11 protein-coding genes are annotated in these 12,745 nt (G+C 70.9%); 10 read left to right on the top strand and 1 reads right to left on the bottom strand.

Features of this window, described 5'->3' with window-relative positions:
* The first annotated feature begins 161 nt into the window (after positions 1-161).
* The 7 genes from ftsZ (at position 162) to LOZ83_RS16665 (ending at position 5,639) form a co-directional block, all read left to right on the top strand.
* On the top strand, positions 162-1,448 hold the full coding sequence (ftsZ, locus tag LOZ83_RS16695; protein ID WP_236791633.1) for a cell division protein FtsZ: 1,287 nt from the start codon (positions 162-164) through the stop codon (positions 1,446-1,448).
* A 26-nt stretch (positions 1,449-1,474) separates the two neighbouring features.
* Positions 1,475-2,176 (top strand): peptidoglycan editing factor PgeF, encoded by a 702-nt coding sequence (pgeF, locus tag LOZ83_RS16690; RefSeq protein ID WP_236791632.1) that lies wholly within the window; start codon positions 1,475-1,477, stop codon positions 2,174-2,176.
* Positions 2,177-2,276: 100 nt separating this feature from the next.
* Positions 2,277-3,014 carry a YggS family pyridoxal phosphate-dependent enzyme gene (locus tag LOZ83_RS16685; protein WP_236791631.1) on the top strand — a complete coding sequence of 246 codons (738 nt, stop codon included), beginning with the start codon at positions 2,277-2,279 and terminating at the stop codon, positions 3,012-3,014.
* A 36-nt stretch (positions 3,015-3,050) separates the two neighbouring features.
* Positions 3,051-3,644 (top strand): cell division protein SepF, encoded by a 594-nt coding sequence (locus tag LOZ83_RS16680; protein ID WP_236791630.1) that lies wholly within the window; start codon positions 3,051-3,053, stop codon positions 3,642-3,644.
* Positions 3,645-3,868: 224 nt separating this feature from the next.
* Positions 3,869-4,153, top strand: coding sequence for a YggT family protein (locus tag LOZ83_RS16675; RefSeq protein ID WP_236791623.1), 285 nt, complete (start codon positions 3,869-3,871; stop codon positions 4,151-4,153).
* Positions 4,154-4,206: 53 nt separating this feature from the next.
* A complete protein-coding gene (locus LOZ83_RS16670) occupies positions 4,207-5,034 on the top strand; it encodes a DivIVA domain-containing protein (RefSeq protein WP_236791621.1) in 828 nt (275 codons plus the stop codon).
* A gap of 86 nt (positions 5,035-5,120) precedes the next feature.
* A complete protein-coding gene (locus tag LOZ83_RS16665; protein ID WP_236791619.1) occupies positions 5,121-5,639 on the top strand; it encodes a hypothetical protein in 519 nt (172 codons plus the stop codon).
* Here LOZ83_RS16665 and LOZ83_RS16660 read toward each other — a convergent pair.
* Entirely contained in the window at positions 5,620-6,375 is a 756-nt protein-coding gene (locus tag LOZ83_RS16660; protein ID WP_236791617.1) for a helix-turn-helix transcriptional regulator, read from the bottom strand. The genes LOZ83_RS16665 and LOZ83_RS16660 overlap by 20 nt on opposite strands.
* Before the next feature lie 64 nt (positions 6,376-6,439).
* Between LOZ83_RS16660 and LOZ83_RS16655 the strand changes: the two genes are divergently transcribed.
* The 3 genes from LOZ83_RS16655 to LOZ83_RS16645 all read left to right on the top strand — a co-directional run bounded on the left by LOZ83_RS16655 (position 6,440) and on the right by LOZ83_RS16645 (position 12,731).
* Positions 6,440-7,714 (top strand): MFS transporter, encoded by a 1,275-nt coding sequence (locus LOZ83_RS16655; RefSeq protein ID WP_236791616.1) that lies wholly within the window; start codon positions 6,440-6,442, stop codon positions 7,712-7,714.
* A 232-nt stretch (positions 7,715-7,946) separates the two neighbouring features.
* The gene (gene ileS / locus LOZ83_RS16650; protein WP_236791615.1) at positions 7,947-11,120 is read left to right on the top strand and encodes an isoleucine--tRNA ligase; all 3,174 of its coding nucleotides are present in this window, start codon (positions 7,947-7,949) and stop codon (positions 11,118-11,120) included.
* A gap of 81 nt (positions 11,121-11,201) precedes the next feature.
* On the top strand, positions 11,202-12,731 hold the full coding sequence (locus LOZ83_RS16645; RefSeq protein WP_236791614.1) for a penicillin-binding transpeptidase domain-containing protein: 1,530 nt from the start codon (positions 11,202-11,204) through the stop codon (positions 12,729-12,731).
* Positions 12,732-12,745 lie beyond the last annotated feature (14 nt).

Genomic DNA, 12,745 nt, shown 5'->3' with positions numbered 1-12,745 from the left:
CTTCCGCGACACGCGGCGTGGCTGCTGGATTCCTGCCTGCCTGATCCCTACCGTCCTCGAACAAGCCAGAAGTTGACATAACTCTAAACCTTGAGTTGAGGTTTCCGGTTGTGCCACTCCGGGCGAGCGGTACGAGACTCACGATCAGGAAGGCGGACCCGATGACGCCCCCGCACAACTATCTCGCGGTGATCAAGGTCGTCGGCATCGGCGGAGGCGGCGTCAACGCCGTCAACCGCATGATCGAGGTCGGCCTCAAGGGTGTCGAGTTCATCGCGGTGAACACCGACGCACAAGCACTGCTCATGTCCGACGCCGATGTCAAGCTCGACATCGGCCGCGAACTCACCCGCGGCCTGGGAGCCGGCGCCAACCCCGAAGTGGGGCACAAGGCGGCCGAGGACCACCGCGAGGAGATCGAAGAGGTCATCAAGGGCGCCGACATGGTGTTCGTGACCGCGGGCGAGGGCGGTGGCACCGGCACCGGTGGCGCGCCCGTCGTCGCTTCGATCGCGCGCAAGCTCGGCGCGCTGACCATCGGCGTGGTGACCCGCCCGTTCACCTTCGAGGGCAAGCGGCGCGGCAAGCAGGCCGAGGACGGCATCCAGGCGCTGCGCAACGAGTGCGACACCCTGATCGTGATCCCCAACGACCGGCTGCTGCAGCTCGGCGACATCGGCGTCAGCCTGATGGACGCGTTCCGCTCGGCCGACGAGGTGCTGCTCTCCGGTGTCCAGGGCATCACCGATCTGATCACCACACCCGGTCTGATCAACCTCGACTTCGCCGACGTCAAGTCCGTCATGTCCGGCGCGGGCAGCGCGCTGATGGGCATCGGCTCGGCCCGCGGCGAGGGCCGCGCGGTGCAGGCCGCGGAGAAGGCGATCAACTCGCCGCTGCTGGAGGCCTCGATGGAGGGCGCGCACGGCGCGCTGCTGTCCATCGCGGGTGGTTCGGACCTCGGCCTGTTCGAGATCAACGAGGCCGCCTCGCTCGTGCAGGAGGCCGCGCACCCGGACGCCAACATCATCTTCGGCACGATCATCGACGACTCGCTCGGCGACGAGGTCCGGGTCACGGTAATAGCGGCCGGGTTCGACGCCGGCGCGCCGACCCACAAGAAGATCGAGTCGCCCGCGCTCGGGTCACGGCCGGCGGGCAGCACGGTGTCCGCCGAGGCCGGTCAGGTGCGCACCCCGCCGCCGCCGGCGACGCCGCCGCCGCCCGCGTCCGGGGCGTACCCGCCGCCGGTCGCACCGCCGCGCACGGCGCCGCCTGCCGGCTACCAGGCGCAGCCGCAGTCGCCGTCACTGCCGCAGCCCGGCGGGTCCAGTCGCGGCTACGCGGCGCCGCGCGGCGGTCAGGGCAGCCTGCCCGGCCGGGCCGTGCCGGTCACCGACGACCCCTCGGACGACGAGGTCGACGTGCCGCCCTTCATGCGCCGCTGACCCCGCCTCCGTGGGAAAGTGGAGGCGTGCGGATCAGACGGGTAGTGACGACCCGGGCCGGTGGGGCCTCGACCGGCGAGTTCGAATCCTTCAACCTCGGTGACCACGTCGGTGACGACTCCGCCGCGGTCGCGGCCAACCGCAAGCGGCTGGCCACCGAGCTGGGCCTGGGCAAGATCGCCTGGATGGAACAGGTGCACGGGCGGACCGTCACCGTCGTCGACGGCGCCGAGGACGGCCCGGCCGAGGCGACCGACGCACTCGTGACCGCGACGCCCGGCGTCGCCGTCGCGGTGCTCGTCGCCGACTGCGTGCCGATCCTGCTGGGCGACGCCGAGGCCGGTGTCGTCGCCGCAGTGCACGCCGGTCGCGTCGGGGCGCGGGTCGGGGTGCTCCCGGCGACGCTGAAGGCGATGCGGGACGCCGGGGCCGAGCTGAGCCGCATCGAGGTGCTGCTGGGCCCGGCGATCTGCGGCCAGGACTACGAGGTCCCGGCGGACATGGCGCGTGACGTCGAGCGGCATCTGCCCGGCAGCGCGACGAAAACCCGCAAGGGCACACCCGGGCTCGACCTGCGGGCCGGGCTCTGGCAGCAGCTCGCGGACGCCGGCGTCGGCAAGGTCGGCGTGGACCCGCGCTGCACGTTCGAGGAAAAGAGCCTGTTCAGCTACCGCCGCGACGGCACCACCGGCCGCATCGCGGCGCTGACCTGGACCGAGCACGAATGAGCGGCGACGACCGGAGGGAGGAGTCGCTCAAATCGACACTGGCGGCTCGTGCCTCGCGGGCGTTCTCGCGGACCGAGGAACGAGGGGAGCGGGAACGGCCGTGAGCACTCGGCAGGCTCAGCTGGCCGCCGCGCTCGACCGGGTCGAGGCACGGGTGCGCGGCGCTTGTGCGGCCGCCGGGCGTGCCCGCGAGGAGGTCCGGCTGCTGGCCGTCACCAAGACGTTCCCGGCGTCGGACGCCGCGCTGCTGACCGATCTCGGGCTGACCGATCTCGCCGAGAACCGTGACCAGGAGGCGGGTACGAAGGCCGCCGAAGTCGGCCGGTTGCGGCCGGACGCGGCGATCCGCTGGCACATGGTCGGCCGGCTGCAGCGCAACAAGGCGCGCTCGGTGGTGCGCTGGGCCGACGAGGTCCAGTCGGTGGACTCGGTCCGGCTCGCGGACGCGCTCGACAAGGCGGTGCTGGCCGAAGGGCGGCCACGGCTGGACGTGCTGATCCAGGCGAGTATCGACGGCGACCCGGGGCGTGGTGGCGCTCCGCTGCCGGAATTGCCCGAGCTGGCCGCGTACATCGCCCGCACGGGTGGTCTTCGGCTGCGCGGTGTGATGGCCGTGGCGCCCCTGGGCGCGGATCCCGGCCCGGCCTTCGAGCGCCTGGCCGAGGCCGCCGAACGCCTGCGTAGGGACCATCCCGGGGCCACTGAGCTGTCCGCGGGGATGAGCGGCGATCTGGAACAGGCGATCCGGCACGGTTCGACATGTGTGCGTGTCGGAACCGCGTTGCTCGGCGGGCGCGGTTTAGCCTCGCTGGAGAGCGGATCACCCGGACGTGCGTGACGACCGGCGGGTGATGGGGAGCGGCTAGGGAGAGGCATGAGTGCGCTGAGCAAGCTGAAGGCCTACTTCGGCATGATCCCTGCCGACAGCGACGAGTACGACGGCTACGACCAGTACGACGGCGACGACTACCGGCAGGACTATGCCGAGGATTCGTACGACGCGTACGAGGAGGAGCCGCCGCGCTCCCGGCGACGTTACCGGTCGGACTACGACGACGAACCAGTGGGCCGCCCGCGGGGCGGCCGTGAGCCGTCCGTGCACGGCGCGCTGGCGGTCGACCGGCAGCCGGAGCCCGTCGCGCGGCTGCGGCCGGTGGCGGAGACCGCGCACGCGCCGCAGCGGGACCCGCTGAGCCGCATCACGACCCTGCACCCCTCGAGCTACCTGGAGGCGCGGGCGATCGGCGAGGCGTACCGCGAGGGCACGCCGGTGATCATCAACCTGACCGAGATGGCGAACGCCGACGCGCGGCGGCTCGTGGACTTCGCGGCCGGGCTGGCGTTCGCGCTGCGGGGCTCGATGGACCGCGTCACCAACAAGGTCTTCCTGCTGTCGCCGCCCGATGTCGAGGTGACCGCCGAGGAGCGCCGCCGCATCGCCGAGGGCGGGCTCTTCCTCCGCCACTGATCGTCCGGCACTGATCTTCCGGTACCGAGGTCTTCTTTCATCACCGAGCGCCACCGTGGTCTGTCGGTGTGTGCCCGGAGAGGTGTAATTGCCCGATGACATCGAGTGAGATCTTGCTCCGTTCGGGTGACATCGTTGGATAAATCACAACCGGGTCACGAGACCTGGACAGTTCGGTCGTCTCGGGTGCGAGGAGCCTTCGCGAGGTGTGGCAGAGTGGTGGCGTGGATGTGCTCTGGCTTGTCGTCTACTACGTGCTGTTCGTCTTCTGGCTGCTGCTCACAGCGCGTGTCGTGGTCGAACTCGTGCGCGCCTTCGCCCGCGAGTGGCGGCCGGCGGGTGGGGTTGCGGTGACGCTCGAGACCATCTACACAGTGACCGACCCACCGGTCCGGCTGGTCCGGCGGATCATCCCGATGGTGCGGATTGGCGGCGTCGGACTGGACTTATCGATTATGGTGCTGCTGTTGGTTGTGTTCATACTGATGCAACTGGCGTATCCCGGGTGACTCGGGGAAACCCGGGATGTCGGAGCAGGCCATGGAGTGCGTGAGGTGATCTGATGTCGTTGACCCCCGCTGACGTGCACAACGTCGCGTTCAGCAAGCCGCCCATCGGCAAGAGGGGCTACAACGAGGACGAGGTGGACGCGTTCCTCGACCTGGTGGAGACCGAGCTGGCCCGGCTGATCGAGGACAACAACGAGCTGCGCCAGCAGGTCGAGCAACTCGATGCCGAGCTGGAGTCCGCGCGTGGCGACCTGGACGCCGCCCGTGCCGGCGGCGGCCCCACCCAGGAGACGTCGCGGAGACTGGCCCCGGTGCCGCCGCCGTCCCCGGTGGAGCAGACCCAGGCCCACTCGATGGCCGATGCCGGCGAGCCGAACGTGCAGGCCGCCAAGGTCCTCGGGCTGGCGCAGGAGATGGCCGACCGGCTCACGGCCGAGGCCAAGACCGAGTCCGACGGCATGCTCGCCGAGGCCCGGGCCAAGTCCGAGCAGCTGCTGTCGGACGCGCGGTCGAAGTCGGACTCGATGGTGAACGAGGCGCGCACCCGTGCCGAGACGATGCTGAACGACGCCAGGACCAGGGCCGAGACCCTGGAACGCCAGGCGCGCGACAAGGCGACGTCGATGGAGCGCGAGGCGCAGCGCAAGTACACCGAGACGATGAACAACATGAACGCCGAGAAGTCCACGCTCGGCAAGAAGATCGAGGAACTGCGCACGATAGAGCGCGAGTACCGGACCCGCCTGCGTGGCTTCCTGGAGTCGCAGCTGCGCGAGCTGGACGACCGCGGTTCCGCGGCCCCGGCGTCGGCCTCCGCGACCGCCGGCTCGTCCGGTGGTGGCCAGGGCTACTCGTTCGGTCCGCGCGCCGAAGCTGGCTGACGGTTTCATCCTCACGCACCGAAACGGTTCCGGCACTCTCCGAGGGTCGGAACCGTTTCCCGGCGTGGTTCGTGTTGTAATTCAGCGTGCTCTACATCGTTCTGATCCTGGTCCTCGGCGCGCTCGGGCTGCTGGTCACGGCACTGATCACGGCGAACTCGCTGTGGGCCTGGGTTTCGATCGCGCTGTCGGTGCTCGCCGCGCTGCTGCTGGTGGCGGACTTCGCCCGCCGCCGCGCCGCCCGTCGCCGCGCGGCGCGCGCGGTGGCGACCAAAGTGGACGCCGAGGTCGTCGAGGAACCGGTCGAGCGCACCGAGCCGGCCAAGCCCTCTGACGAGCCGGAGCCGGTGCCCGCGGCTGTCGACGACGAGAACGGCGAACCCGCGGTGGAGGCGACTTCCACCGTCGACGCCGAGCAGGTCGCGAAGCTCGACGCGGAGGTCGTCGTGGTCGACGAGCACCCGCGCTACCACGTCCTGGGCTGCCCCTGGCTCGGCACGCGCGACACGATCCCGATCGCGGTCAAGGAAGCGCGGGATCTCGGCTTCACCCCGTGCGCCCGCTGCACGCCGGACGCGAAGCTCCTCACCGCCGCGAAATCCTGACCCCGAGCCGGTCGCCTAACTGGGCGCGCCCGGTTTCCGTCAGCCGCAGGGCCCGGTTGCCGGGCGTACGTGGTGCCAGCCAGCCGAGCCGTCGCAAGGCGGCGGCGAGTTCGGCGCCGAGCGCGCCCGCCAGGTGGTGGCGCTGCTCGGACCAGTCCAGGCAGAACTTCAGCAGCGGCCGCCGGTGCCGCGCGACCGCGTCGAGATCCACGTCCAGCTCGCCGAAGACCTGCCCGGCTTTCGGGCCCAGCGCATAGGGATGTGTCGCCATCGGCGCCGAGAGGCGGTCCTGTTCGCGTCGCTCGGTGGTGGGCAGGCCGTCGGTGGTCGCGAGCGCGCCCTGCTCCAGCAGCGCCGCGGTGACGGCGACCCCGAGCCGTCCCGCGAGATGGTCGTAGCAGGTGCGGGCGAAGCGCAGCGCTTCGGCGCGGGTGCCGGTCTTCAATGACGTCACGGGTTGGGGCGGCGAGATCCGGGCGAGCGTTTCGAGTATCTCCGCCACCTGCGGCCCGGCGAGCCGGTAGAACCGGTGCCTTCCCGATCGTTCCGCGACGACGAGGCCCGCCTCGCGCAGCTTCGCCAGGTGCGCGCTCGTGCCCTGCGCCGAGAGCCGGGCCTCGCCGGCCAGCACGGACGCCGCGAGCGCCCGGCCGTCCGCGAGTGCCACCAGTACCCGCACCCGCGCCGGATCGGCGAACAGCGCGGCCGTGCGGGCGATATCCGCGTCGCCCCGCATGACTCCATCATGCGACCCGCACGGTTCCACCGCGCTGGAACCGTTTCGGCGCTGTCCTGGCGGCATGGTGCTGTTGCTGACGATGTGCGCCGGGATGTTCCTGGTGCAGCTCGATGTCACGGTCGTCAACGTCGCCCTGCCGACCATCGGGCACGAGCTCGGTGCGGGGGTCGCGACGTTGCAGGAGGTCGTCGACGGTTACGCGGTCGTGCTGGCCGCGCTGCTGCTGGCCGGTGGCGCGCTCGGGGACGTGCTGGGCCACCGGCGGATCGTGGTGACCGGCTTCGCGACGTTCGGGCTCGCCTCCGCGGGCTGCGCGCTCGCGCCGTCCGGGCCGGTGCTCGTGGGTTTTCGCGCGCTGCAAGGACTTGGCGCGGCGCTGCTGCTGCCCGGAACGCTGGCGGTGATCACGAGCGCGTACCCGGCGCGACGTGAGCAGGCGCGGGCGCTCGGCGTGTGGGCCGGGGTGTCGGCGCTCGCGCTCGCCGGCGGACCCGTCCTCGGCGGTGCTCTCGTGGCCGCGGCGGGCTGGCGGATCCTGTTCTGGCTCAACGTCCCGCTCGTCGCGCTCGCGATCGCCGGATCGCTCCGGCTCCTCGAGCCGGGCGGGGGGATTCGGCGCCGGATCGACTTCGCGGGCGCGGCGAGCGCGGCCGTCACGCTGGCCGCGCTCGTGTTCGCCGTGATCGAGGGCTCCATCGTCGCCGGGGTGGTCGCCGTCGCGGCCGGGGCCGTGTTCGTCGCCGTGGAGCGACGGGCAGCCGACCCGATGCTGCCGCGGGAACTGCTGCGTTCACGCCAGTTCGTCGGCGCGAACCTCGTCGCGGGGGCGATGAACTTCGTCGGGCTCGGCATGATCCTCGTGCTCACGCTGTACCTGCAGGGCGTGCTCGGCTACCCGCCGCTCGCCGCGGCGGTGCGGCTGCTGCCCGGGTTCCTGCCGCTGTCGCTGCTCGCCCCGGTCACCGGACGCCTCGTCGGGCGCTTCGGGCCGCGGCCACCGATGATCGCCGGGCTGGTGCTCGGAACGCTAGCGTTGCTAACCCTGCTGCGCGCTCAAACCGGCTACGCGCTCGTTCTGCCCGCCTGGCTCGGCCTCGGAATCGGCATGGGCCTGCTGACGGCAGCGGTCGTCGCGGCGGCGGTCGCCCACGTGCCGCCTGGGCGCGCCGGCGTCGCGAGCGGGGTCAACAACACCGCGCGCCAGGCCTTCGGCGCGCTCGGGGTCGCGGTGTTCGGGCACTACGGCACGTCGGTTGCCGGGCTGCACACCGCGGGCATCCTGGGGGCGGCGGTGTGGGCGGCGGCCGTCGCGATAACCGGGTGCGCGGTGCGCTAGCCTGGTGTGCAGCAAGGCGTCGATCCGGCCATCACCGGGGAGCCTCCGGAAGAACGGGCGCGTGCCCCAGTAGAACCGGACGGGTGTGGCCCGTGACAGCCGCCGAACGAGCGGCCCGCACGTGCGCGGGCAAGCGGGGTGGTACCGCGGAACGCGCCGGCCGGTGCGTCTCGTCCCCGTGCGGGATCGCCAGATCCCTTACGAGAGCGACGAAACCGCGAGGAGCGCACCGATGTACCCCAAGGCAGCACTGGGGGAGCAGACCCCGGGCCAGGTCGAATCCCAGCCGTCCTTTCCCGCGCTGGAAAAGGACGTGCTGGCGTACTGGGAATCCGACCGCACCTTCCGGGCCTCCATCGAGGCGCGCGACCCGGGTGTGCACGGCAACAACGAGTACGTCTTCTACGACGGCCCGCCGTTCGCCAACGGCCTGCCGCACTACGGGCACCTGCTGACCGGGTACGTCAAGGACATCGTGCCGCGCTACCAGACCATGCGCGGCAAGCGCGTCGAGCGGCGCTTCGGCTGGGACACCCACGGCCTGCCGGCGGAGCTGGAGGCCGAGCGGCAGCTGGGCATCACCGACAAGGTGCAGATCGACGAGATGGGCATCGCCAAGTTCAACGAGGCGTGCCGCGAGTCCGTGCTGCGCTACACCAAGGAATGGCAGGAGTACGTCACCCGCCAGGCCCGCTGGGTCGACTTCGAGCACGACTACAAGACGCTCGACGTGACCTACATGGAGTCGGTGATCTGGGCGTTCAAGCAGCTGTGGGACAAGGGCCTGGTTTACGAGGGCTACCGCGTGCTGCCCTACTGCTGGCGCGACGAGACGCCGCTGTCCAACCACGAGCTGCGGATGGACGACGACGTCTACGCGAGCCGCCAGGACCCGGCCGTCACCGTGGGGTTCCGCTTGGAGGGCAACGGAACCGATCTCGACGGCGCGTATGTGCTGATCTGGACGACCACGCCGTGGACGCTGCCGTCGAACCAGGCGACTGCCGTGCACCCGGACCTCGACTACGTCGTCGTCGAGTCCGGCGGAAAGCGCTTTCTGCTCGCCGAGGCCCGCGTTCCGGCGTATGCCAAGGAACTCGGCGAAGAGCCGCCGGTTGTCGCGCGGTACAAGGGAAGCGCGCTGGAGGGGCTGCGCTACGCCCCGCCGTTCCCGTACTTCGCGGGCGCGAAGAACTCGCACAAGATGCTGCTCGCGGACTTCGTCACCACCGACAACGGCACCGGTGTCGTGCACATGGCGCCCGCCTACGGTGAGGACGACAAGGCCGTCGCCGACACGTACGGGATCACCCCGGTGACTCCGGTCGACGCGAAGGGCCGCTTCGACGCGACCGTGCCGGACTACCAGGGCCAGCAGGTGTTCGAGGCCAACCCGAACATCATCAAGGACCTCAAGAACGGCACCGGTTCCGCGGCGCGGCAGGGCGCGATACTGCTGCGGCACGAGACCTACGAGCACTCGTACCCGCACTGCTGGCGCTGCCGCAACCCGCTGATCTACCGCGCGGTGTCGTCGTGGTTCGTGAAGGTGACCGAGTTCCGCGACCGGATGGTCGAGCTGAACCAGCAGATCACCTGGTATCCCGAGCACGTCAAGGACGGCCAGTTCGGCAAGTGGCTGGAGGGCGCGCGCGACTGGTCGGTCTCGCGCAACCGCTACTGGGGCACCCCGATCCCGGTGTGGATGTCGGACGATCCCGAGTTCCCGCGCACCGACGTGTACGGCTCGCTCGACGAGCTGGAACGGGACTTCGGCGTGCGCCCGGAAGACCTGCACCGGCCCTACATCGACGAGCTGACCCGGCCCAACCCGGACGACCCGAGCGGGCGGTCCACCATGCGCCGGGTCCCCGAGGTGCTCGACGTGTGGTTCGACTCCGGGTCGATGCCGTATGCCCAGGTGCACTACCCGTTCGAGAACGCGGACTGGTTCGAGCACCACTACCCGAGCGACTTCATCGTCGAGTACATCGGCCAGACCCGCGGCTGGTTCTACCTGCTGCACGTGCTGGCGACGGCGCTGTTCGACCGGCCCGCGTTCAAGACGTGCGTCTCGCACGGCATCGTGCTCGGCTCGGACGGGCAGAAGATGTCGAAGTCGCTGCGGAACTACCCGGATGTCAACGAGGTGTTCGACCGCGACGGGTCCGACGCGATGCGCTGGTACCTGATGGCCAGCCCGATCCTGCGTGGCGGCAACCTGGTCGTCACCGAGAAGGGCATCCGCGACGCGGTCCGCCAGGCCGTGCTGCCGCTGTGGAACTCGTACTACTTCCTTGCCCTGTATGCGAACGCGGACGGGGTCGAGGGCCGCTGGCGGACCGACTCCAAGCACGTGCTGGACCGCTACATCCTGGCCAAGACCAACGAGCTGGTCACCGATGTGCAGTCCGGTTTGGACGTCAGCGATGTCGCGGGCGCCTGCCAGAGTGCGCGCGAGTTCCTGGAAGTGCTGACGAACTGGTACGTGCGCCGCTCGCGTGACCGGTTCTGGGCCGGCGAGCAGGACGCGATCGACACGCTGCACACGGTGCTCGAGGTGACCAGCCGGACGCTGGCGCCGCTGCTGCCGCTGACCACCGAGGCGGTGTGGCGCGGGCTGACCGGCGAGCGCTCGGTGCACCTGACCGACTGGCCGCTGGTCGACGAGGTGCCCGCGGACCCGCGGCTGGTGCACGCGATGGACCGGGTGCGGCAGGTGTGCTCGTCCGCGCTTTCCTTGCGCAAGGCCAACAAACTGCGCGTGCGGCTGCCGCTGGCGAAGCTGCTGGTGGCGGCGGGCGACGCGGAGTCGCTGGCGGACTTCACCGACATCATCGCCGACGAGGTCAACGTCAAGACGGTCGAGCTGAGCACGGATGTCGCCGCGCACGGCGGGTTCGAGGTCGCGGTGAACGCGCGCGCCGCCGGGCCCCGGCTGGGCAAGGACGTGCAGAAGGTGATCAAGGCCGTGAAGGCGGGGGACTGGACCACGTCGCCGGAGGGCGCGCTGGTCGCCGCGGGCATCGAGCTGCTGGACCACGAGTACGAGCGGCGGCTGGTCGCGAAGGATCCCGGTGCCGCGGCGGAACTGCCGGCGAGCTCGGGTCTGGTGCTGCTGGACACCGAGGTCACCCCGGAGCTGGCGGCCGAGGGCATCGCGCGGGACCTGATCCGCGTCGTGCAGCAGGCCCGCCGCGACGCGGGGCTCGACGTGGCGGACCGCATCGAGCTGACCGTCGATGCGCCCGAAGACGTTGTCGCGGCGGCGAAAGCACACGAGAGCGTCGTTCTGGGCGAGACCTTGACGGTGGAGGTCACCTACGGCCCGGTCGAGGGCGGTTTCGACGGCACTGTCGGCGAGGGCGTCAAGGTCCGGGTGGGAGTAACGAAGTCCGGTTCGTGATCGATTGACCGGCAAGAGAAGCCGGGGGTAATCGTGTCGCGAAACGCGAAAAGATGGGTGCTGGCTGCCGGTGCGGTTGCGGTGATCGCGATCGTGGCGGCGGCGATCGTGGTGCTGCGCGGCGGTTCGGACACGCCACCCCCGGCCGCGCCCAGGCCGTCGTCAGAGGACGCGGGCGATGTCGTCAACCGGTACCTGTGGGCCTGGTCGTCCGGTGACGACGCGGCGGCCGCCGCGCTGACCGACGACCCGGCGGGCGCCGTGGCCGCCTTCGCGGCTGTCCGGGCGAGCCTCGCCCCGACGGGGTTCGCCGCGACCTTGCGCCAGATCACCGGCCAGAAGGCGGGCATCCATGTGAAATGGACCCTTGCCGAGGGGCGGGTGTGGAACTACGACAACGACCTCTCGCTCGTGCACGGCGACGGGGGCTGGCGGGTGCATTTCACGCCGGCCGCGATCCATCCGCAGCTGGCCCCCGGCGATCGGCTCGTGGTGCGCGCCGGCGCGGAGGGGCCCGCGGTGACCGACCGCGACGGCAAGGCGCTGATGACCTGGCAGCCCAACGGTCCCAAGGCCGTGGACCCGGGGTTCGCGCCGCTCGTACTGCCCGGGATCGGCCGGCTGGCCACGGGCAGTGGCAGGGCGTGGGGGGTCGTGCTCGTCGACCCCGCCAACAAGACGACCACGGTGTACAACGAGGGGACCGAGAACGCGAAGGCACTGACCACTTCGCTGAGCAGCAAGGCGCAGGCCGCCGCGCAGGCGGCCGTCGACGGGGCCGGGTTCCCGGCGATGCTGGTCGCGATCCAGCCGTCGACCGGCGACATCCTGGCGGTCGCGCAGAGCGCTTCGGTGACTTCGGGCAACGCGCTGACCGGGCTGTACGCGCCGGGTTCGACGTTCAAGATCGCCACCGCCGCGGCGGTGCTGCAGGCCGGGGCGGCGGACGCGAACACCGTGCTGCCCTGCCCGGGCACCGCGCAGATCGGGCAGCGCACGATCCCGAACGACGACCAGTTCTCGCTGCCGTCGCTGCCGCTGCACTCGGCGTTCGCGCACTCGTGCAACACGACGTTCGCGCAGCTGGCGTCCCAGCTGCCGGCGGACGCGCTGGCGAAGGCGGCGAGCCAGTTCGGCCTCAACTCGGACTTCGACATCCGGGGGCTGACCACTGAGGCGGGCAAGGTTCTGCCGTCGGCGAACTCGGCGGAACAGGTCGAGTCGGCGATCGGGCAGGGCAAGGTGCAGGCGAGCCCGTTCGGCCTCGCGCTGATGGCCGCGACCGTCAGTGCGGGCAAAGCCGTTACGCCGCAACTGGTCCGGGGCCAGGACACGTCGGTCACGACCGGCTACCAGGCCCCGTCGGGCGCGGTGCTGACCGCGCTGCGGTCGATGATGCGCGAGGTGGTCACCGGCGGCACGGCGACCGGGCTGGCCCGCAGCGGCAACGTGTTCGGCAAGACGGGTACCGCGCAGTTCGGGGACGGCAGTCAGGCCAACGGCTGGTTCACCGGCTACCGCGACGATGTGGCGTTCTCCGTGCTGCTGCTGGGATCCAACTCGTCGAAGCCCGCGGTGTCGGTGTCGGCGGCGTTCCTGCGGGGGCTGTGACCGCGGGCTAGCGT

Source organism: Amycolatopsis sp. GM8 (genome assembly GCF_021653975.1).
Lineage (GTDB): Bacteria > Actinomycetota > Actinomycetes > Mycobacteriales > Pseudonocardiaceae > Amycolatopsis_E.
Note: the sequence above shows the minus strand (reverse complement) of the source record. Positions and strands in the feature narration are given on the sequence as shown.

Coding starts and splice junctions, on each gene's coding strand:
- ftsZ (WP_236791633.1), top strand. CDS start 162: ATGACGCCCCCGCACAACTATCTCGCGGTGATCAAGGTCGTCGGCATC.
- LOZ83_RS16680 (WP_236791630.1), top strand. CDS start 3,051: ATGAGTGCGCTGAGCAAGCTGAAGGCCTACTTCGGCATGATCCCTGCC.
- LOZ83_RS16670 (WP_236791621.1), top strand. CDS start 4,207: ATGTCGTTGACCCCCGCTGACGTGCACAACGTCGCGTTCAGCAAGCCG.
- LOZ83_RS16660 (WP_236791617.1), bottom strand. CDS start 6,375: ATGCGGGGCGACGCGGATATCGCCCGCACGGCCGCGCTGTTCGCCGAT.
- LOZ83_RS16655 (WP_236791616.1), top strand. CDS start 6,440: ATGGTGCTGTTGCTGACGATGTGCGCCGGGATGTTCCTGGTGCAGCTC.
- ileS (WP_236791615.1), top strand. CDS start 7,947: ATGTACCCCAAGGCAGCACTGGGGGAGCAGACCCCGGGCCAGGTCGAA.